This window comes from Delftia sp. DLF01, from assembly GCF_014852125.1.
Taxonomy (GTDB): domain Bacteria; phylum Pseudomonadota; class Gammaproteobacteria; order Burkholderiales; family Burkholderiaceae_C; genus Comamonas; species Comamonas acidovorans.
The window spans coordinates 18,996-37,597 of the sequence record NZ_JACVAZ010000006.1; the positions used below are offsets into that span (position 1 = coordinate 18,996).

Genomic DNA, 18,602 nt, shown 5'->3' on the forward strand with positions numbered 1-18,602 from the left:
ATCAACATTCTAGGCCGTCGCAGGCCGTTTCGCCAATGAACTTGCCCAATCCAGCCACCTCTGCCGTGACACCGGCCCCCGTCGTCCAGCGTGTCCGCCATTCCTTCCGCGCCCGCCATGTGCAATTGCTCTCGCGCGAGCAGCCCAGCCCCGGCTTTGTCCGCCTGACCCTGGGCGGCCCCGATCTGGAGGACTTCGTGAGCGCCGGCTTTGACGACCACGTCAAGCTCATCCTGCCGCAGGCCGGGCGCGAACTGCCCGCGCTTCCCGTGCTGCTCGATGGCCGTCCGACCTTCGTGGAGGACGAGCGCCCCACCTTGCGCGACTACACGCCGCTGCGCTACGACGCCGCGCGCCAGAACCTCATCATGGATTTCGCGCTGCACGATGCCGGCCCCGCCACCGAATGGGCGCTGACCGCACCGCTGGGCCAGTGGGTGGGCCTGGCCGGTCCGCGCGGCAGCTTGGTGATCTCGGCCAACCTGCCATGGCATTGGCTGTTCGGCGACGAGACCGCCATGCCCGCCATCGAGCGGCGCCTGGCCGAGCTGCCCGCCGGCAGCCGCGCCGTGGTGCGCGTGCAGCTGCGCAACCCGGCCGACCGCCGCCAGTGGAGCAGCACGGCCCGGCTGGACTGCGACTGGGTCGAATCGCTGGCCGATGCCGTGCAGGCGCTGGAGCTGCCCCAGGACGACGGCTATATCTGGGCGGCGGGCGAGCACAGTGCCATGGCCGAGTTGCGTCGCCTTCTGCTGGCCAAGGGCGCATCGCCCAAGCGCATGCGCGTGGCCTCTTACTGGAAGCAGGGCACGGCCGACCACCATGAAGACCTGAACGATCCCAGCTGACCTGCCTGGAGAAAAGAACGGATAGCACAGACGAAAAAAAGCCCACCGAAGTGGGCTTTTTTTCGTGGTGGTTGCGCGAGAAGGATTTGAACCTCCGACCTTTGGGTTATGAGCCCAACGAGCTACCAGACTGCTCCATCGCGCGGTAATCCGCAGTAATTTCGTTTTCACTGCATTTTCTGCAGCGAAGAAGTGAACTATAACCGATATCTTTCCGTCACGCAACTGCGATAGGCGCGAAACATGCGTGCCAGGGCGGCGGCCACCCCTCGGTATAGTGCTCACCCCATGGCCAAAGACAAAACCACGTTCATCTGCAATGCCTGCGGAGGCACCAGCCCGCGCTGGCTGGGCAAGTGCCCGGCCTGCGGGGCCTGGAACTCGCTGATCGAGGCCGTTGCCGAGCCTGCGAGCGCGGGCAAGAACCGGCTCAGCCAGCCCCAGGGCTATGCGGGCCTGGCTAATGTCCAGGCCGTGATGCCGCTGTCGGCCATCGAGGCACAGGACGTGGCGCGCACGCCCAGCGGCATCGAGGAACTGGACCGTGTGCTGGGCGGCGGCATTGTCGAAGGCGGCGTGGTGCTGATTGGTGGCGATCCCGGCATCGGCAAGTCCACCCTGCTGCTGCAGGCCATGGACGCGCTGCACCGCGTCGGCCTGCCCACGCTGTATGTCACGGGCGAGGAAAGCGGTGCCCAGGTCGCGCTGCGCTCGCGCCGCCTGGGGCTGGAGGCCAGCCAGGTCAACGTGCTGGCCGAGATCCAGCTTGAGAAGATCCTCGCCACCATGGAGGCCACCCAGCCGGCCGTGGTCGTCATCGACTCCATACAGACCGTGTACTCGGACCAGCTGTCCTCGGCGCCGGGCTCGGTGGCCCAGGTGCGCGAATGCGCGGCCCACCTCACGCGCGCGGCCAAGACCACGGGCATCACCGTGATCCTGGTCGGCCACGTGACCAAGGAAGGCGCACTGGCCGGCCCGCGCGTGCTGGAGCACATGGTGGACACGGTGCTCTACTTCGAGGGCGACACGCACAGCAACTTCCGCCTGGTGCGCGCCATCAAGAACCGCTTTGGCGCCGTCAACGAGATCGGCGTCTTCGCCATGACGGAGAAGGGCCTCAAGGGCGTGACCAACCCCAGCGCCATCTTCCTGTCCCAGCACAGCGAGCCCGTGCCCGGCTCCTGCGTGCTGGTCACGCTGGAGGGCACGCGCCCCATGCTGGTGGAGATACAGGCCCTGGTCGACCAGGGCGGCCCCGCACCCCGTCGCCTGTCCGTGGGCCTGGACCGCGACCGGCTGGCCATGCTGCTGGCCGTGCTCAGCCGCCACGCGGGCGTGGCCTGCGCGGACCAGGATGTGTTCGTCAACGCCGTGGGCGGCGTGCGCATCAGCGAGCCTGCGGCCGACCTGGCCGTCATGCTGTCCATCACCTCCAGCCTGCGTGGCCGCGCCCTGCCCAAGGGATTCCTCGCCTTTGGCGAAGTGGGCCTGGCCGGCGAAGTGCGCCCCGCGCCGCGCGGCCAGGAGCGCCTGAAGGAAGCGGCCAAGCTGGGCTTCACCATGGCCGTGGTACCCAAGGCCAATGCGCCCAAGAAGGCCATCCCCGGCCTGACCGTTCATGCCGTCGAACGCGTGGACGAGGCCATGAATATCGTCCGAGGGATGGGCTGACGCTCTTGCCGAGCGCATTGCGGGGGCATACGCACTGTCCGCAGCGGCCCTGCGGCGCCTCCATAAGACAATCGGCGCCATGAATTTGCGCAATATCCTGATTCCTCTGGGCCTGCTCGTACTGCTGGTGGCTGCGCACCAGTCCTATGGCTGGATGGGTGTGGTCGCCGTGGGCGGCGGCATCATGATGTGGCTGTTGCTGCATTTCACGCGGCTGATGTCCATCATGAGGAAGGCCTCGGACCGGCCCATGGGCTATGTGGGCAGCGCCGTCATGCTCAACGTCAAGCTCAAGCCCAAGGTCTCGCTGATGCACGTGGTGGCCATGACGCGCTCCCTGGGCGAGCGCCTGTCCGAGGAGGGCCAGCAGCCCGAGATCTACCGCTGGACCGACGGCACGCAGTCGCATGTGACCTGCGAGTTCAAGAGTGGCCGTCTCATGAAGTGGACCCTGGTGCGCCCCACGCCCGAACCCGAACCGCAACCCGAGACGGTGGCGGCCCCCGAGGCAGCCCCCGCGCCCTAAAATACCGGGTTGGTGTTCTGTTCAATACCCCCAAGGATGTTCCTATGAGCCCCGTTGTTCCCTCGATGGCCGACCGTGACGGCAAGATCTGGATGGATGGCCAGCTGGTGGACTGGCGCGATGCCAAGATCCATGTGCTGACCCACACGCTGCACTACGGCTGCGGCGCATTCGAGGGCGTGCGGGCCTACAAGTCCGAGCAGGGCACGGCCATCTTCCGCCTGGAAGACCACACCAAGCGCCTGTTCAACAGCGCCAAGATCCTGCGCATGCAGATCCCGTTCACCCAGGAAGCGGTGAACCAGGCCCAGGTCGAGGTCGTGCGCGCCAACCAGCTGGAATCTTGCTACCTGCGCCCGCTGACCTGGATCGGCGACCGCAAGCTGGGCGTCTCCCCCAAGGGCAACACCATCCACCTGATGGTCGCGGCCTGGGCCTGGGGCGCCTACCTGGGCGAGGAAGGCATGCAGCGCGGCATCCGCGTGAAGATCTCCAGCTTCACGCGCCACCATGTGAACATCACCATGAGCCAGGCCAAGGCGGTGAGCAACTACACCAACTCCATCCTGGCCAACACCGAGGCGCTGGACGACGGCTACGACGAGGCCATCCTGCTGGACGCCTCGGGCTTCGTCTCCGAAGGCTCGGGCGAGAACATCTTCGTCATCAAGGATGGCGTGGTCTACACGCCCGACCTGTCGGCCGGCGCGCTCAACGGCATCACGCGCAATACCGTGATGCACATCTGCAAGGACCTGGGCCTGGAAGTGGTGCAAAAGCGCATCACGCGCGACGAGCTGTACATCGCCGATGAAGTCTTCTTCACCGGCACGGCCGCCGAAGTCACGCCCATCCGCGAGGTGGACCGCATCGAGATCGGCGCGGGCAGCCGCGGCCCCCTCACCGAAAAGATCCAGCAGGCCTTCTTTGACATCGTCAACGGCCGCAACCCCAAGTACGCCCATTGGCTGACTCGGGTCTGAACATCCCTAGAGACCCACGAAAGAGATAAGCAAGCATGACAACGAATGCCACCGTCGAACTGGCGGCCAAGGACCTCAACGCCCAGGGCGGCGTGTTCTGCCCCAGCCCCAAGGCCGACATGAAGCTGTGGAACAGCCATCCCAAGGTCTACCTGGACGTGGCCCACACCGGCGAAGCCAAGTGCCCCTACTGCGGCACGCTGTACCGCCTGAAAGCCGGCGAAGTCTTCGCAGGCGGGCATTGAACAAAGCGGGCCTCGGCCCGCTTTGTGTGTCTCAGCGCGCCGACAGCGCGCGGCTCCAGATGCTGCCGGGCGCAGCACCTCCGTGCAAAGCCAGCATGTCCGTGAAATGGCGCCGCTCCCCGCCGCGCAGCTTGACGATGGGCGCCGCCACCTGCGGCGCCTTCGCCAGGCACAGCTGGGGGTAGAGCAGGTACCACTTCCAGCGCAGGGCAGAGTGATAGAAGAAGGCCGTGTCCTCGGCCTTGAACAGCGTGAGCCGGGCATCGGGCAGGCGCCGCATCACCTGCTGGGCCGCGACATGGATCAGAAGGTAATTTGGATCGGGAATGCCCTGCAGCACCTCGGCGGCGTCGGGCCGCGACTGCAGGCGCTGCAGATAGGCCTCGGGGCCGTCCACGATCAGCGCCTGGTGAAACTCCTTTTGCCATTCCGATACAAAGCGCGAGCCGGCCGGAGCGCAGAATGACCAGCTTTCGATCACGGGGTAGCGCCTGTCCCTGGTGAAGCCCTCAAGGTAGAAGCCTGCCAGCTCGGCAGCGCCTGCGCCGGGGCAGGCGCTCATCCAGTCCAGCGGCGCGGTCAGCAGCGTGGTGGCGTCGAACCAGTAGCCGCCGTGGTGTGCCACCAGGTACAGGCGAAGCCAGTCCGATTGCTTGGTGGGATGGAGTTCGGCAAACGCCGCAGGAAGGCCGCCGCAGGCGACGTACTGGCCCAGGTTCTCTGGCGTCACGACGATGACCTGGTGATCCGGGCACTGCCGCCGCCAGCTGTCCACGCACTGCTGGACGAAGGGATCCAGGCCGGACTGGTTCCAGTACGTCCAGATCGTTTTCGGGATTTCCGCTGCAAGACCATCGGCTGCCGGGGGCGATGGGGGCAGCTGCAAGGGCGCAGGCATGGTGTAATCTGCGCCGATTTTGGAAGGCGCCGCCCAGCGATGGAGCAGCCTGAATAAGACCGCAGGAATTTTTTTCATGAGCGGATGGAAAGCGGAATGCCCGCATTTTGGGGCAGAAAGTTGCGGTCTTGATGAGATTTGACAAGTCGAAGCTGCCAGGGCTCCTCACGACCCTGGCCGCTATTTTGGTGCCCGGGCTGGCCTTGTGGCTGCGCTCGGGCTATTCCTATGGCGCCGGCCTCATGGTCCTGGGCGCCCTGTGTTTTCTGCCTCGCTGGGTCAGATACCGGCAGTCCAACGGCACCTGGCTGCTGGTCGCGCTGTTCCTGGGCATGGCGGTGATGTGGTACTTCCTGTCCGTGCTGGACGGGGGCACCGGGCAGTTCGACCGGCCCGTGAAATTCATCCTGGGCGCGGTCAGCCTGCTGTTCGCCATGTGCTATCCGCCCACGGCGCGGATCTTCCTGTGGGGCATTCCGCTGGGCAGCGCAGGCGCGGGCTTCATGGCCCTGTGGCAGGTCTGCGTGCTGGGCATGGAACGGGCCACGGGCTATACCAATGCCATCCAGTGGGGCAACATGGCCTTGCTGCTGGGCTGCTTCTCCTGCATCTATGCCGTGTCCTTCTGGCACCAGCGCTCCCTGCTTTGGCGCCTGCTGGTGCTGGCGGCTGCCGCGCTGGGGGCGCTGGCTTCGCTGCTGTCGGGCTCGCGGGGGGGCTGGCTGGCGCTGCTGCCGATGTTCCTCATGCTGATGGTGCTGGTGCGCATGTACCGCCCGCAGTACTTCGGGCGCCTGTTGCTGGGCTGCGCTGCAATTGTGGTGGCGCTGGCCACCGTGATGGCCTTCATCCCGCGCGTCAGCGAGCGCGTGGATGAGGTCTACCTGGATGTGAGCACCTACCTTCATGCCGGCAACTCCAACACCTCGCTGGGCACCCGGCTGGAGCAGTACCGGCTGGCCGTGCAGATGATCGGCGAGAAGCCTCTGCTGGGCTGGGGCATGCAGGGCTATGTGGACGAGATGCACCGGCGCGTGGACGCCGGCAGCTATGGCCAGTCCATCCGCGAATACAACTTCATCCACAACGACTTCCTGGACATCTGGGTCAAGCTCGGCGTGCCGGGCGTGCTGCTGCAGGCAGCGCTGTTCATCTCGCTGCTGTGGCTGTTCTGGCCCTCGCGGCGGCGCATGGCGCTGTGGCCTGCGGACAGCACCCCCTGGCGCGAGGCCCTGCTGCTGCGTATCCTGGGCAGCCTGATGCCAGCCATGTACCTGGCCTTCGGCATGTCACAGCAATTTTTCGTGCACAACAGCGGCATCGTCTTCTTCGTCTTCCTCGTGGTGGCCCTGTGGTCATCGCTGCATGGCCTGGAAAGGGCCAGCGGAGCCGTGCGGTGACGGAGCGCGCCACCACGGCCCGGCCCCGGGTGCTGCACTTCGTGACGGGCGGCTTCTCGGGTGCCACCCAGGTGGCGGTGGATCTGGTGTCGGCGCACCGCGCGTCGGGCCGCTTCGACGCCAGGCTGGTGCTGCGGCGCAAGCGCAATACCTCCGATGAACGCGTGCAGAAGCTGCGCGACGGCGGCATCGATGTCGACGTGGTGGCCGGCTGGTCCCATGCCGCCACCGTCTGGCAGCTGCGCCGCATCTGCCTGGACTTTCGGCCGGACATCGTGGTCGCCCATGGGTTCAGCGACCACCTCTGGGGCCGCTTTGCCGCGCTGTGGGCCGGCGTGCCCTGCCTGGTGCATGTGGAACACAACTCGCGCGAGCGCTACACGCGCTGGCGGCTGGCGCAGGCCCTGTGGCTGACCGAGCGCACGGCCGCCATCGTCGGCTGCTCCGAAGGCGTGCGCCAGAGCCTGCAGGACCGCGGCTTTCCTGCCGCCAAGCTCTTGGCCATCAGCAACGGCATCCGGCCCGAGCCCTATCTGCAGGAGCCGCCCCCCTTGCTGCAGCGCCGCCCGGACATCGTGATGGCCGCGCGCTTTGCGCGGCAAAAGGACCATGCCACCTTGCTGCGCGCATTGGCCGTGCTGCGACAGCGCGGCCTCAAGCCCACGCTGACCCTGGCCGGCGGCGGCAAGGCGCGCGCCCAGCAGGCGGCGCAGCGGCTCAGCGCCGAACTGGGCCTGCAGGACCAGGTGCAATTCATCGGCATGTGCAACGACGTGCCCGGCCTGCTGCGTGCGCACCGCGTCTGCGTGCTGTCCACGCACTACGAGGGCATGCCCCTGTCCCTTCTGGAAGGCATGGCGGCGGGCTGCGTGGTGGTGAGCAGCCGCGTGGTGGGCGTGCAGGAAGTGGTGCGGCCCGGCGACAACGGCCTGCTGGCCGCGCACGCCGCCCCTGAATCGCTGGCCGACGCCCTGCAGCAGGCGCTGCAGGATGACGAGGCCGCCGTGCGCATGGCCGCCACCGCGCGGCAGGAAGCCCTGTCGCACTACAGCCTGCAGCGCATGACCGGCCAGTACGAAGACCTGTTCGCCCGCCTGCTGCAGGGGGAGCGTCCGTGACCTGGCTCAGCATCCTGGTGCCCGTCTACAACGTGCTGCCCTACCTGGAGGAATGCCTGCAGTCCGTCATGGACCAGGCCGATGCCGGCGTTCAGGTGCTGGTGCTCGACGACTGCTCCACCGATGGCTCCTGGGCCCTGATGCAGCAACTGGACCAGCGCTGGCCCGGCCGCCTGCAGCTCATGCAGCACGAGCGCAACGCCGGCCTGAGCGCGGCGCGCAACACCATGATCGATGCGGCCACGGGCGACTACCTGTGGTTCCTGGACTCCGACGACAAGCTGCTGCCCGGCGCGATTGCCGGGCTGTCGGCCATCGTGAAACAACATGTGCCCGATGCCGTGCTCTGCGACTTCTCCGTCTGGCGCGAGGCCCCGCGCCTCAAGCACCGCCTGCGCGGCGAGGCGCACCGGCACAGCTTCCAGGGCCCCACGCTGCAGCGCTCGCAGGACCGGGGCGCCCTGCTGGCCGGCCTGCTGCGCACGGGGCAGCTGCATGCCTGGTCCAAGATCTCGCGCCGCAGCCTGTGGGATGCCGGCCTGCGCTTTCCTGCAGGCCGCTACTTCGAAGACATGATGACCATGCCGCAGATGGCGCTGCGCTGCAGCAGCTTCTACTACTGCCCCCAGCCCTGGGTGGCCTACCGGCAGCGTGCCAACTCCATCCTCGCGTCCATGACGCCTGCCAAGGCGGCAGACCAGTCCGCCGCCCTGTGGCCCCTGGCGCAGGCCGTGCAAGCCCTGCAGGACGATGCGCTGCGCAACGACGGGCGCCTGCAGTTCGCCTGGGCGCACCAGGCCGCGCGCAACCTCATCGGCGCCCTGCGATTTCTTGACCGGCAGCGGGACATGCCGCCCGCGCAGCGGCAGGCGCTGGCGCAGCAGTTCCTGGCGGACTTCGGCCGCATCTCCCCGCTGTCCCTGCCGGCCCTGCGCCAGGCCTATCTGCGGCGCGGCTGGTGGCTGCGCGCATGGAAGCTGCGCAGCTGGGAGCGCCGCGCGCAGCAACTGGGAACACCGGGAGCCCACGCATGAGCGGCCTGAAACTGAAAACCCGGGGCGAGCTGTGGCTGGCGGCCGGCATGCGCCGCTTCTACGCCGCCTTCCCACGCCGCCTGGAGCAGGGCCCCGCGCCCGACTTCCGCAGCCATGACATCGGGCCTGCGGCGCCCGTGCCCGTCTCCACGCCCATACCCCGCATCATCTGGGCCTACTGGAATGGCGACTCGGTGCCGCTGCTCATACAGCGCTGCTTTGACAATTGGGCCCGCCTGAACCCTGGCTACAGCCTGCGCATCCTCAACGACGCGCAACTGCCGCAATACGTGCCGCAACTGCCCGGCAACCTGCAGCAGCTGCCCGTGGCCAAGCGCTCGGACTGGCTGCGGCTGGAATTGCTGCACCGCCATGGCGGCATCTGGCTGGACGCCAGCACCATCCTCACCGAGCCGCTGGACTGGCTGCTGGAGCAGCAGCAGCGCAGCGGCGCCGACCTGGTCGCCTACTACCTGGAGCGTTACACCCGCGACCCGCAGGTGCCCGTGGTCGAGAACTGGCTCATGGCCGCGCCTCCGGGCAGCGCCTTCATCGCTGCTCTGCACAAGGAATACGTGGAACAGGTCCTGCCGCAGACGGGCGAGGCCTATATCGCCCAGCTCCAGCAGGCCGGCGAATACGAGCAACTGCGCCAGGGCATCGACATGCCCGCCTACCTGAGCATGCACCTGGCCATGCAGCGCGTGCTGCGCGCCGGCGGCAACTACCGCCTGCGGCTGGCCAAGGCCGAGGACGGCCCCTTCTTCCTGCACGTGCAGGGTAACTGGGGCCGCACCCCGCTCAAGATCCGCCTGATGTTCTCGCGCACCGAACAGGCGCCCGTGCCGCTGATCAAGCTGCGCGCCCCCGACCGCAAGAAGCTGGACTTCTACCTGGAGCGCGGCCTCTACGTGCCCGGCAGCATCGCCGACCGCTACCTGCGGGGCTGAGCGGCGAGCGCGGTCTGGGCCATCAGCCCAGGGCCGTCTCATGCAGGTAATGCCACAGCACCCCTTGGCCCGCACGTTTGAGGATCACGACTGATCGGCGCGAGGTCTCCACGCCGTCCAGGCGATGGGTTTCCAAGTAGCGCATGGCCAGGCCGGCCGCGTCCCGCCATACGGGCTGCATGTCGCAGACGCATATCTCCAGCCCTGGCCGCTGGCCGGCCGCGCGCCGGAACATCTGTTCCACATCGTCCAGGCCGACGAGTCTGCCTGCGGTGGTCACCATGCTGAACTCCGGGCTGAACTGCGGCATCAGCGCCTGCAGCGCGGCCTGTGCGCCCGCTGGTTGGGTGAAGACGGTGTGGATCAGCTCGTGCACCCGGTGGATGCTGCGTTCGGCGATGCCGATGTCAATGTCACGGTCGATGGGCTTGTTGTCTTGCATGGTGGTCCTTGGGGGTGTGAAGCGATCGCAGTTGCAGCAGGGGTACAAGCCCTGCCAGCGATGCGATCAGAAACGTCATGTGATAGGCCCGGCCTGCGTCCAGGCGGGTGGCGAGCATGTTGAAAACCATCAGGAAAAAAGCGGCGCCCACGCTGAAGGCCATCTGCCGGTTGAGGTTCCAGATCACGCTGGCCTGCTGCGTCTGCCGGCCCTCGAAGTCCAGCAGCGCCGTCGTCTGCGCGGTATTGGCTCCCAGGCCGCCGCCCAGGCCCATCAGCCCGTAGGCGGCCGCCAGCAGCCAGGCGTCGGCAGGGGCCGCCACGGCGGCCAGCGCCGCAATGCCCAGGCTGTGCAGCACCATGCTGGCGATGAACAGGGGCCGTGCGCCCGCGCGGTTGTACAGCCGGCCGCCCACCAGCATGGACACCAGGGCGCCGCCGGCGTAGACCATCATGAATCGGCCTGTGGCCTGCGCGCTCAGATGCAGCATGTCCTGCAGGTAGAAGGTGTTGAGCAGGTTCACGCCCGTGAACACGCCGGGAATGGCGTGGTAGACGGCCACCGACATGCGCAGGCGCGGGCTTTTGAGCAGTTGCAGTTCCACAATGGGGTGGGCCGTCTTGCGGGCATGGATGGCATACAGCACCGTGAAGGCCAGGCCCGCCGCCATGCCCAGCCAGGCCAGCGCCAGGCCCTGGCCCGAACCTTGGCCTGCGCCATAGAGCGACATGCCCAGCAGCCAAGCGGCCAGCGCGGCGCTGACCAGCACCAGGCCTTTGAGGTCCGGCCGCTGCCGGGCAGTGGCCGGTGCATCGCGCACCCACAGCCAGGCCAGGCCTGCTGCGGCCAGGGCCAGCGCAATATTGGAATGGAACACCCAGCGCCAGGAGCCGTGGTCCACGATCAGCCCTCCCAGCCAGGGCGAGAGGGCCGGTGCAATCAGCGCCACGGCCATGACCAGCGTGGAGACACGCGCGCGCTCCGGTCCCTGGAACCGGTTGAAGGCCAGGGCCTGGCCCACGGGAATCACCAGGCCGCCCGCCATGCCCTGGATGAAGCGCCAGCCCACCAGCTGGCCGAAGCTGCCCGCCTCGCCGCAGGCCCAGGCGGCCAGGGCGAAGGCCAGCATGGAGCCCGCCATCAGCCCGCGCGCACCCCAGCGGTCGGCCAGCCAGGGGGCGAGGGGAATGGCCAGCGTCAATCCCAGCATGTAGGCATTGGCCACCCAGGCTCCGGCCGAGATGCCCACATGGAACTCGGCCGCAATCGTGGGCAGCGCGACGGCGGGCATGAAGATGTTGATGCAGTCGACGAAAAAACCCATCAGGAAAACGGTGGCCAGGCGGTATCGGTATGTCATCTTGCGCTTTCAGGAGGGGCAAGACTAAAGAGCGCGGGCGGCCACGTCGATGGGGCTATGCTGGACTCTTTGTTTGACTGGATTGAACAATGACCCCCACAAGCACGGCCATGCACACGCTGCTGCACCGCGCGCAGACGTTTCTGGCCGTGGTGGATTTCGGCTCCTACACCAGGGCGGCGGACTTCCTGGGCATCAGCAAGGCCATGGCCAGCCTGCACGTCAAGGCGCTGGAAGAGGCGCTGTCGGTGGCCCTGCTGGTGCGCAACACCCGCAGCATCGCCCTGACGGAAACCGGGCGGGAGTTCTACGACGAGTTCAAGGGCATCGTCCGCGACGTGGGCAGCGCCTTCGACAACGCCATGCACAGCGGCAACCGCATCGCGGGCCGGCTGCGCATCAGCACCACCAGCGAATACGGGGAGAAGTACATTCTTCCGCTGATCCCGGCCTTCCTGGAGCGCTACCCGGGCATCTCGGTGGCTTATGACGTCAACTCTTCACTGAGCGACCTGGTGGCCGAAAAGCTGGACCTGGTCGTGCGCCTGGGCCACCTGGCGGACTCCAGCTTCAAAAGCCGCAGGCTGGCCGGCTACGACATCGTGCTGGTGGCCTCGGCCGCCTTCCTGCGCAGCCATCCCGTGCGCCGGCCCGAAGACCTGGCAGACCTGCCCTGGATTGCCAACAGCAACCTCGCCCACCCCACGGCCTGGACGCTGCGCACTGCCGGCGGCCAGGGCGTGGACGTGGTGGGCCGGGCGGCCCACCAATCCAACTCCTCCACCGCCATCCGCGCCCTGGCCCGGTCCTCGCTGGGCGTGGCCGTGCTGCCTGCGTGGTTTGTGGAGTACGACCTGGCCGGCGGCGTGCTGCAGCGCGTGCTGCCGGACCACGCGCTGCCGCCCCAGCCCATCAGCGTGGTCTTTCCCGACAGCAGCCACCTGCCGCGCAAGACCCGCGTGTTCATCGACTTCCTGTGCGAGCACCTGGGCCGGGATTGAGGGTGCGGCTGGCCGGCCCGCCCCGGCCCCGTTAAACTGGCCGCAAGCCGAAAGGCCCGGTGCGTAGAAACACCTTTGAACCAGCGTGCAGCCCCCACCGTAAAGCGGGGCTTTGTCATACCCAATTTCAGGATGTGCGCTTGCGCACGTCCGCAAGTTATGGGGTGTGGTGGGGGCTACCCGTAAGGATGTCCGCATGGCTGGTTCCATGTTTCTAACCGCCACACTCCACCCGTTGTGCGTAGAAACGCAGCGCGTGGTTCTTCAGTCTCAACCAGGAGCTGCAGCCATGAACGTATTCACCTTGTCCGGCCTTTTCCGACAGGAGGGCTGACCCCATGACATCCCCCAAAAACACTGCCGGTGCGGCAGTGCAGGCGCAGCCGTTGCCCAAGCGGTCGCAAGCCGCAAGGCCTTCCGACTGGCCCAGCGCGTGGCAGGCCATGCATGTCTGTCTGGTCGTCATCGAGGGGCGGCTGGTCACCCTGGCCGAGGTCTGTGGCAAAAAGCCCGACCGCAAGGCCCGCCAGTTCGACGTGGAATGCGCGGTGGAGCTGGCGCTGGCGCACATACGCCGCATGCGCGCCGACCCGCCGGACAGCCACCAGGCGTTCGAGCAGCAGTGGCACCTGGCGTCCTGCGCCATCGAACTGGCCGATGGCGCCTACCGCTTCCCCCACTCGCGCTACGGCCGCCTGCTCAAGCGCACCCGCTGGCATTTCGACCTGCTCAGGGACCTGGTGGAACGTGTGGAGTGGCAGCACCGGCACGGCTGAGCCGCAGACGGCAGCTCAGGCCAGCGGGAGCCGCAGCACGAAGCAGGCGCCCGGCTGGCCGTCGGCGCGGCCTTCGCAGTGCACGCTGCCGCCGTGGCGCTGGGCGATGGAGCGCACCAGGGCCAGGCCCAGGCCCACGCCGCCCGAGCGCTCGCTGGCGCCGGGCAGGCGAAAGAACTTCTCGAAGATGCGCTCGCGGTGGGCCGGGGCCACGCCGGGACCATGGTCGCAGATGCGGATCTCGGCCATGGCGTCCTGGCGCGCCAGCTCCAGCGTGATGGCGCCCTGGCTGTAGCGGCGCGCGTTCTCCAGCAGGTTGCGCACGGCGCGGCGCAGCAGCTTGGAGATGCCGGGCACTTCCAGCGCGTCGGTGGACTGCAGGTCCAGGTCGGCATCCACGCGTGCGCATTCCTCGGCGGCCAGGCCGATCAGGTCCACGGGCTCGATCGTGCCCACGTCGCCCTCATAGGTCTCCAGCCGGCTGGCCAGCAGGATCTCGTCCACCAGTTGGTCTAGCTCGCTGATGTTGCGCTGGATCTCGGCGCGCGCGCGGGCGCTGGCCGGGTCGTCGCCCATGAATTCCAGGCCCATGCGGATGCGCGTCAGCGGCGAGCGCAGCTCGTGCGAGGCATTGGCCAGCAGCGATTTGTGCGAGGTCACCAGGGTCTCGATGCGCGCGGCGGCGGCGTTGAACTGGTGGGCCAGGTCGGCCACCTCGTCGCTGCCGTGCTCGGGCACGCGCACCGACAGGTCGCCCTCGCCAAAGCGCTTGACGCCGCGCTGCAAGTTCTCCAGCCGCTTGAGCAGGCGGCGGATGATGGGGAACACGCCCACGGCCACGGCCACGCCCACCAGTCCCAGCAGCCAAAGGAAGCCGAAGGGCGGGCGCAGCCAGAAGGCGGCTGCGCCGTCGTGCGGCGGGCGGTCGCCGCGCGGCGGGCGCGGCGCCATGTGCAGCATGTAGGTCTGGCCGTCCGTGCCTTCGATCTCGAAGCGCAGGCCCTCCTCGGGCGGGCCGGGCAGGCGCCGCGCACGGCCCTGGGCGATCACGTTGCCCTGGCCGTCGCGCATGGCCACGTCGCGCGAGGGCGGCGAGCTGGCGCTTTGCACGTTCTGCGCGTTCTGCTCGGCCGCGATCTGCCAGGCCCATGCCACCGTCAGCGTGAGCACGGCCACGCCGCCCACCACGGCCAGCCAGATGCGCAGGTACAGGCGCTGGGAGAAGAGGGACAGCAGCTTCATTCGCTTGGCTAGTCTTGTTGTTTGGCGAAGACGTAGCCCACGCCGCGCACCGTCAGGATGCGCTTGGGCGCCTTGGGGTCGGCCTCGATGGCGGCGCGGATGCGGCCCATGTGCACGTCGATGGAGCGGTCGAAGGCCTCCAGCTCGCGGCCTCGCACGGCTTCCATGATCTGGTCGCGCGTGAGCACGCGGCCCGCGCGCTCGGCCAGCGTGACCAGCAGGTCGAACTGGTAGGAGGTCAGCTCGCAGGGCTGGCCCGCCACGGTGACGCTGCGCGCGTCGCGGTCGATCTCCAGGCTGCCGAAGCGCAGTGCCGTGGTCGGCTGGCCGGCGGCCGTGCCCTCGCCGCCGCCGCGCCGGCGCAGGATGGCGCGGATGCGCGCCAGCAGCTCGCGCGGCTCGAAGGGCTTGGGCAGGTAGTCGTCGGCGCCGATCTCCAGGCCGATGATGCGGTCCATGGGATCTCCCTTGGCCGTGAGCATCAGCACCGGCACCTGGGCTGCGGGGCCGGGCAGGGCGCGGATGCGCCGGCAGACCTCCAGGCCGTCCATGTCGGGCAGCATGAGGTCGAGGATGACGAGGTCGGGCAGGTCGGCGCCTGGCACGCCGTCGGCGGGCTGCAGCTGCTCCAGGCCGCTGCGGGCATCGCCCATGTGGGTGACCTGCAGGCCGTTGTTGCCCAGGTAGTCACCCACCATCTGCGCGAGGCGGGTGTCGTCTTCGATCATCAGAAGATGGTGCGTACTCATGGAGGGCAGTGTATTCATGCTGGGGCCTGGCGTCGTATTGCGACGATGCTCGCAGCGCCCCGTCAGCCGTGCTTGTCGCTTGCGTAAAGTTCGGTAAAACAGCGCAGCCTGCGGCCAGCCGCTCAACTGCCGCGTTGCGCGGGCCGCACCGCATGCACGCGCGAGGCCAGCGCGATCAGCACCAGCACGGGCAGGCCCAGCAGAGCCGTGGCCTGGAAGAAGCTCACGTAGCCATGCGCATCGACAAAGGCGCCCGAGAAGCCGGCCAGCCATTTGGGCGCCAGCAGCATCATGGAGCTGAACAGCGCGTACTGCGTGGCCGAGTACTGCACATTGGTCAGCCCCGACAGGTAGGCGATGAAGGCCGCCGAGGCGATGCCGCCGGCCAGGTTGTCCGCGCTCACCACCCAGACCAGCGCATTCACGTCATGGCCGCGCGTGGCCAGCCAGGCGAACAGCAGGTTGGTGGCGGCCGACAGCGCGGCGCCCAGCATCAGCACGCGCATCACGCCCCAGCGCATGGCCAGCGCCCCGCCCAGGAAGGCGCCCGCCAGCGTCATGATCACGCCGTAGACCTTGGTCACGGCGGCCACCTCGTCCTTGGTGAAGCCCATGTCCACGTAGAAGGGGTTGGCCATGATGCCCATGACCACGTCGCTGATGCGGTAGATGGCGATCAGGCCCAGCACCAGCAGCGCCTGCCAGCGGTAGCGGCCCAGGAAGTCGGCAAAGGGCTCGACCAGCGCGCTGTGCAGCCACTCGGCCGCGTTGCGGGCAGGCGCCAGCGGGCGTGGCACCGGTTCCGGCGAGAGCAGCACGGTCAGCATCCCCACGGCCATGGAGGCGGCCATGGCCAGGTAGGCCACCTGCCAGGCACCGCTCTGGTAGCCCGCCGTGCCCGCCACCTCGGCGCGGGCGGCCAGCCACAGCACGCCGGCGCCGGCCCAGATCATGGCCAGCCGGTAGCCGGTCTGGTAGGTGGCGGCCAGCGCGGCCTGGCGCTCGGTGTCGGCCGATTCGATGCGGTAGGCATCCAGCGCAATGTCCTGCGTGGCCGAGCCGAAGGCCACGGCCAGCGCGCACCACACCAGCGGCGTGAGCGAGACGCGCGGATCATTGAACGCCATGCCGCACAGCCCGGCGACGATGAGCAGCTGCGCGAACAGCAGCCAGCCGCGCCGCCGCCCCAGCCAGCGCGTGAGCAGCGGCAGCGGCATGCGGTCCACCAGCGGCGACCAGACCCACTTGAAGGCATAGGCCAGGCCCACCCAGCTCAGGTAGCCGATGGTGGTGCGGTCCACGCCGGCCTCGCGCAGCCAGAACGACAGCGTGCCCAGCACCAGCAGCAGCGGCAGGCCTGCCGAAAAACCCAGGGCCAGCATGCGCAGGCTGGCCGGCTCGGCATAGACGCGCAGGGTCTGGCCCCAGCTGCGGCGGGGCGCTTCGGCGGCGGTGGAGGGGGCGGAGGGGGTGGTGGTGGACGGCTCGGTCATGTTGTGCTGCGGCAGGCTGCGGCCATTATCGGGCCCATGGTGGCGCGGACTGGCGCGCGCTACCATCGCGGGCACAGGATGCCGCCATGGCCTACACCCTCTCTTCCCTCCACAGCGATGCCGCCGCGCAAGACGGCGCGGCCGATGCCACCGATACCGCGTTCGCGCCGCACAGCTCGGTGCGCAGCTACAGCGGCGAGCACCAGGCCCATGCCCACGGCCATGCGCAGATCCTCTATGCGCTGCAGGGCCGCATGGAGCTGGAGGTGGGCGGGCGCAGCGCCTTTGTGGACGCCGTCAGCGGCATGCTCATCCCCGCCGGCGTGGACCACGGCTACCTGGCGGCGCCGCGCTCGCGCGTGTTCGTCATCGATGCGCCCAGCGGCCCGGGGCTGGACCGGATGCGGCGCTTTTCCGTGCCACCGGCCCTGCGCGGCCGGGAGTCGGAAGGCCCGGCCGCCGAGCAGCTGGCCCAGGTGCTGCAGGCGCCCGGCCTGCTGGCGCGCCGGGGGCTGGACCTGCAGCAACTGACCACGAGCGTACAGGCCGCATTGCACGAGGACTGGCCCACGGCCCGGCTGGCCGCCCTGTGCCACATGAGCGCCCAGCGCTTTCACGCGCGCTTCGTGGAGCTGGCGGGCCAGCCGCCCCAGGCCTGGCTGCGCGGCCTGCGCCTGGATGCGGCCGAGCGCGGGCTGGCGCGGGGCCTGCCCCTGGAGGCCACGGCGCTGCGCTGCGGCTATGCCTCGGCCAGCGCGCTGGCCTATGCGCTGCGGCGCGACCGGGGCGTGACGGCGCGGCAACTGCGCGGCTAGCCCGTTCACAGTCCTCCGGACTACGAGCGTTTCTCGACAAATGCCCGGCCGCGCCAGGCGCAACATGGCGCCATGGTTCGCAACTCTTCCGCTTCTTCCTCCGCCGTCGGCATCGCCTTCGTTTCGGTGGCCGCCGTGCTCTGGGGCACGACAGGCACGGCGCAAAGCCTGGGCGCAGGCGGGCTGTCGCCGTTCTGGGTGGGCGCCGCGCAGCTGGCCGTCTCCAGCCTGTTTCTGGGGGCGCTGCTGGCGGTTTCCCATTGGAGGCTGCGCGGGCGGGCCGGGCAGGGCGTGGCGCCCGTCCAGTCGCTGCTGCCCAACCCGGTGCACCTGGGACTGCGCCCGGCCTGGTTCGTGCTGGCATCCATGGGAATCGGCGGCTACAGCATCTTTTTCTACGAGGGCGTGACGCTCACGGGCGTGGCCGTGGGCACGGCCGTGGCCATTGGCAGTGGCCCCATCTGGGCCGGGCTGATGCAGGCGCTGGTGCTGCGCGCGCCCCTGTCTGCCCTGTGGTGGGCCGGCACGCTGGTGAGCGTGGCGGGAGGCGCGGCCATGGTGATGGCCCGGGGCGGCGCCACGCTGTCCTGGAGCGGCCTGGCCCTGTGCCTCCTGGCGGGGCTGTCGTACGCGGGTTATGCGCTGATCAACAAGCGCCTGGTCACCCACATGTCGCCGCGCGTGGTGAATTTCTATGTCTTCACCGGGGCGGCCTGCATGGCGGTGCCGATTGCGCTGGTGCAAAGCGGCCTGCCGCAGTGGAGCCTGGCGGCCGTGCTGGTGGTGGTCTACCTGGGCGTGGTGGTGTCGGGCCTGGCGCACATGCTGTTTTCCATCGGGCTGCGCAGCATCTCCGGCCCCACGGGCGTGACGCTGAGCCTGATCGAGCCCGTGGCGGCCTTCGTGCTGGCGGTGTGGGTCGTGGGCGAGCGGCAGCCGCTGCAATCGTGGCTGGGGCTGCTGGCCGTGCTGGCGGGGCTGATGCTGGTGATCGGCGCCGAGATGCGGGCGCAGCGGGCCGTGATGGCCGCGCAGATGGCGTAACTCT

General features: G+C 68.6%; 19 protein-coding genes and 1 tRNA gene. 13 read left to right on the plus strand and 7 right to left on the minus strand.

The features are described 5' to 3' along the window. Nucleotides 1-35 precede the first annotated feature (35 nt). Complete coding sequence (locus IB269_RS25825; RefSeq protein ID WP_012202252.1) at nucleotides 36-848, plus strand: siderophore-interacting protein; 813 nt, start codon at nucleotides 36-38, stop codon at nucleotides 846-848. 68 nt (nucleotides 849-916) lie between these two features. Here the strand turns inward: IB269_RS25825 and IB269_RS25830 are convergent. Continuing rightward, nucleotides 917-993 (minus strand) — tRNA-Met (locus IB269_RS25830). 143 nt (nucleotides 994-1,136) lie between these two features. On the opposite strand from IB269_RS25830, the gene radA reads away from it, so the two are divergent. From radA to IB269_RS25850, 4 genes are all read left to right on the plus strand, one after another. Further along, nucleotides 1,137-2,522: a DNA repair protein RadA gene (radA, locus tag IB269_RS25835; RefSeq protein WP_043821911.1), complete on the plus strand. Its 1,386-nt coding sequence runs from the start codon at nucleotides 1,137-1,139 to the stop codon at nucleotides 2,520-2,522. Nucleotides 2,523-2,601: 79 nt separating this feature from the next. After that, a complete protein-coding gene (locus IB269_RS25840) occupies nucleotides 2,602-3,048 on the plus strand; it encodes a glycerate kinase (RefSeq protein ID WP_192368680.1) in 447 nt (148 codons plus the stop codon). A 44-nt stretch (nucleotides 3,049-3,092) separates the two neighbouring features. Then, nucleotides 3,093-4,031 carry a branched-chain amino acid transaminase gene (locus IB269_RS25845; protein ID WP_034397818.1) on the plus strand — a complete coding sequence of 313 codons (939 nt, stop codon included), beginning with the start codon at nucleotides 3,093-3,095 and terminating at the stop codon, nucleotides 4,029-4,031. Nucleotides 4,032-4,066: 35 nt separating this feature from the next. Next, on the plus strand, nucleotides 4,067-4,276 hold the full coding sequence (locus IB269_RS25850) for a zinc-finger domain-containing protein (RefSeq protein ID WP_012202256.1): 210 nt from the start codon (nucleotides 4,067-4,069) through the stop codon (nucleotides 4,274-4,276). Nucleotides 4,277-4,307: 31 nt separating this feature from the next. Here the strand turns inward: IB269_RS25850 and IB269_RS25855 are convergent, their stop codons facing one another. Next, nucleotides 4,308-5,174, minus strand: coding sequence for a capsular polysaccharide synthesis protein (locus tag IB269_RS25855; RefSeq protein WP_192368681.1), 867 nt, complete (start codon nucleotides 5,172-5,174; stop codon nucleotides 4,308-4,310). A gap of 131 nt (nucleotides 5,175-5,305) precedes the next feature. Between IB269_RS25855 and IB269_RS25860 the strand changes: the two genes are divergently transcribed. From IB269_RS25860 to IB269_RS25875, 4 genes are read left to right on the plus strand one after another with little or no spacing between them, the layout of a single operon-like run. Continuing rightward, nucleotides 5,306-6,574 (plus strand): O-antigen ligase family protein, encoded by a 1,269-nt coding sequence (locus tag IB269_RS25860; protein WP_192368682.1) that lies wholly within the window; start codon nucleotides 5,306-5,308, stop codon nucleotides 6,572-6,574. After that, on the plus strand, nucleotides 6,571-7,692 hold the full coding sequence (locus IB269_RS25865) for a glycosyltransferase (RefSeq protein ID WP_192368683.1): 1,122 nt from the start codon (nucleotides 6,571-6,573) through the stop codon (nucleotides 7,690-7,692). The genes IB269_RS25860 and IB269_RS25865 overlap by 4 nt, the downstream gene beginning before the upstream one ends. Further along, the gene (locus IB269_RS25870) at nucleotides 7,689-8,726 is read left to right on the plus strand and encodes a glycosyltransferase family 2 protein (protein WP_192368684.1); all 1,038 of its coding nucleotides are present in this window, start codon (nucleotides 7,689-7,691) and stop codon (nucleotides 8,724-8,726) included. The genes IB269_RS25865 and IB269_RS25870 overlap by 4 nt, the downstream gene beginning before the upstream one ends. After that, nucleotides 8,723-9,676: a glycosyltransferase family 32 protein gene (locus tag IB269_RS25875; RefSeq protein ID WP_192368685.1), complete on the plus strand. Its 954-nt coding sequence runs from the start codon at nucleotides 8,723-8,725 to the stop codon at nucleotides 9,674-9,676. Before IB269_RS25870 ends, IB269_RS25875 begins: the two co-directional genes overlap by 4 nt. 22 nt (nucleotides 9,677-9,698) lie before the next feature. Here the strand turns inward: IB269_RS25875 and IB269_RS25880 are convergent, their stop codons facing one another. Further along, nucleotides 9,699-10,118, minus strand: coding sequence for a DUF4440 domain-containing protein (locus IB269_RS25880; protein WP_192368686.1), 420 nt, complete (start codon nucleotides 10,116-10,118; stop codon nucleotides 9,699-9,701). Beyond that, nucleotides 10,090-11,478, minus strand: coding sequence for an MFS transporter (locus IB269_RS25885; RefSeq protein ID WP_192368687.1), 1,389 nt, complete (start codon nucleotides 11,476-11,478; stop codon nucleotides 10,090-10,092). The genes IB269_RS25880 and IB269_RS25885 overlap by 29 nt, the downstream gene beginning before the upstream one ends. A gap of 89 nt (nucleotides 11,479-11,567) precedes the next feature. Here IB269_RS25885 and IB269_RS25890 point away from each other — a divergent pair, with 89 nt between their 5' ends. Then, on the plus strand, nucleotides 11,568-12,479 hold the full coding sequence (locus tag IB269_RS25890) for a LysR family transcriptional regulator (RefSeq protein WP_192368688.1): 912 nt from the start codon (nucleotides 11,568-11,570) through the stop codon (nucleotides 12,477-12,479). A 338-nt stretch (nucleotides 12,480-12,817) separates the two neighbouring features. Next, nucleotides 12,818-13,255 carry a hypothetical protein gene (locus tag IB269_RS25895; protein ID WP_192368689.1) on the plus strand — a complete coding sequence of 146 codons (438 nt, stop codon included), beginning with the start codon at nucleotides 12,818-12,820 and terminating at the stop codon, nucleotides 13,253-13,255. A gap of 15 nt (nucleotides 13,256-13,270) precedes the next feature. Here IB269_RS25895 and IB269_RS25900 read toward each other — a convergent pair whose 3' ends face one another. From IB269_RS25900 to IB269_RS25910, 3 genes are all read right to left on the minus strand, one after another. Beyond that, nucleotides 13,271-14,497 (minus strand): ATP-binding protein, encoded by a 1,227-nt coding sequence (locus IB269_RS25900; RefSeq protein ID WP_063327723.1) that lies wholly within the window; start codon nucleotides 14,495-14,497, stop codon nucleotides 13,271-13,273. 8 nt (nucleotides 14,498-14,505) lie between these two features. Beyond that, on the minus strand, nucleotides 14,506-15,264 hold the full coding sequence (locus IB269_RS25905; RefSeq protein ID WP_013800197.1) for a response regulator transcription factor: 759 nt from the start codon (nucleotides 15,262-15,264) through the stop codon (nucleotides 14,506-14,508). Nucleotides 15,265-15,368: 104 nt separating this feature from the next. Next, entirely contained in the window at nucleotides 15,369-16,739 is a 1,371-nt protein-coding gene (locus IB269_RS25910; RefSeq protein ID WP_412523756.1) for an AmpG family muropeptide MFS transporter, read from the minus strand. 86 nt (nucleotides 16,740-16,825) lie between these two features. On the opposite strand from IB269_RS25910, the gene IB269_RS25915 reads away from it, so the two are divergent. Both IB269_RS25915 and IB269_RS25920 read left to right on the plus strand, forming a co-directional pair. Beyond that, the gene (locus IB269_RS25915; protein WP_192368690.1) at nucleotides 16,826-17,554 is read left to right on the plus strand and encodes a helix-turn-helix domain-containing protein; all 729 of its coding nucleotides are present in this window, start codon (nucleotides 16,826-16,828) and stop codon (nucleotides 17,552-17,554) included. A gap of 72 nt (nucleotides 17,555-17,626) precedes the next feature. Then, nucleotides 17,627-18,598, plus strand: a complete 972-nt coding sequence (locus IB269_RS25920) for a DMT family transporter (protein ID WP_192368691.1) — start codon at nucleotides 17,627-17,629, stop codon at nucleotides 18,596-18,598. Nucleotides 18,599-18,602: the final 4 nt, after the last annotated feature.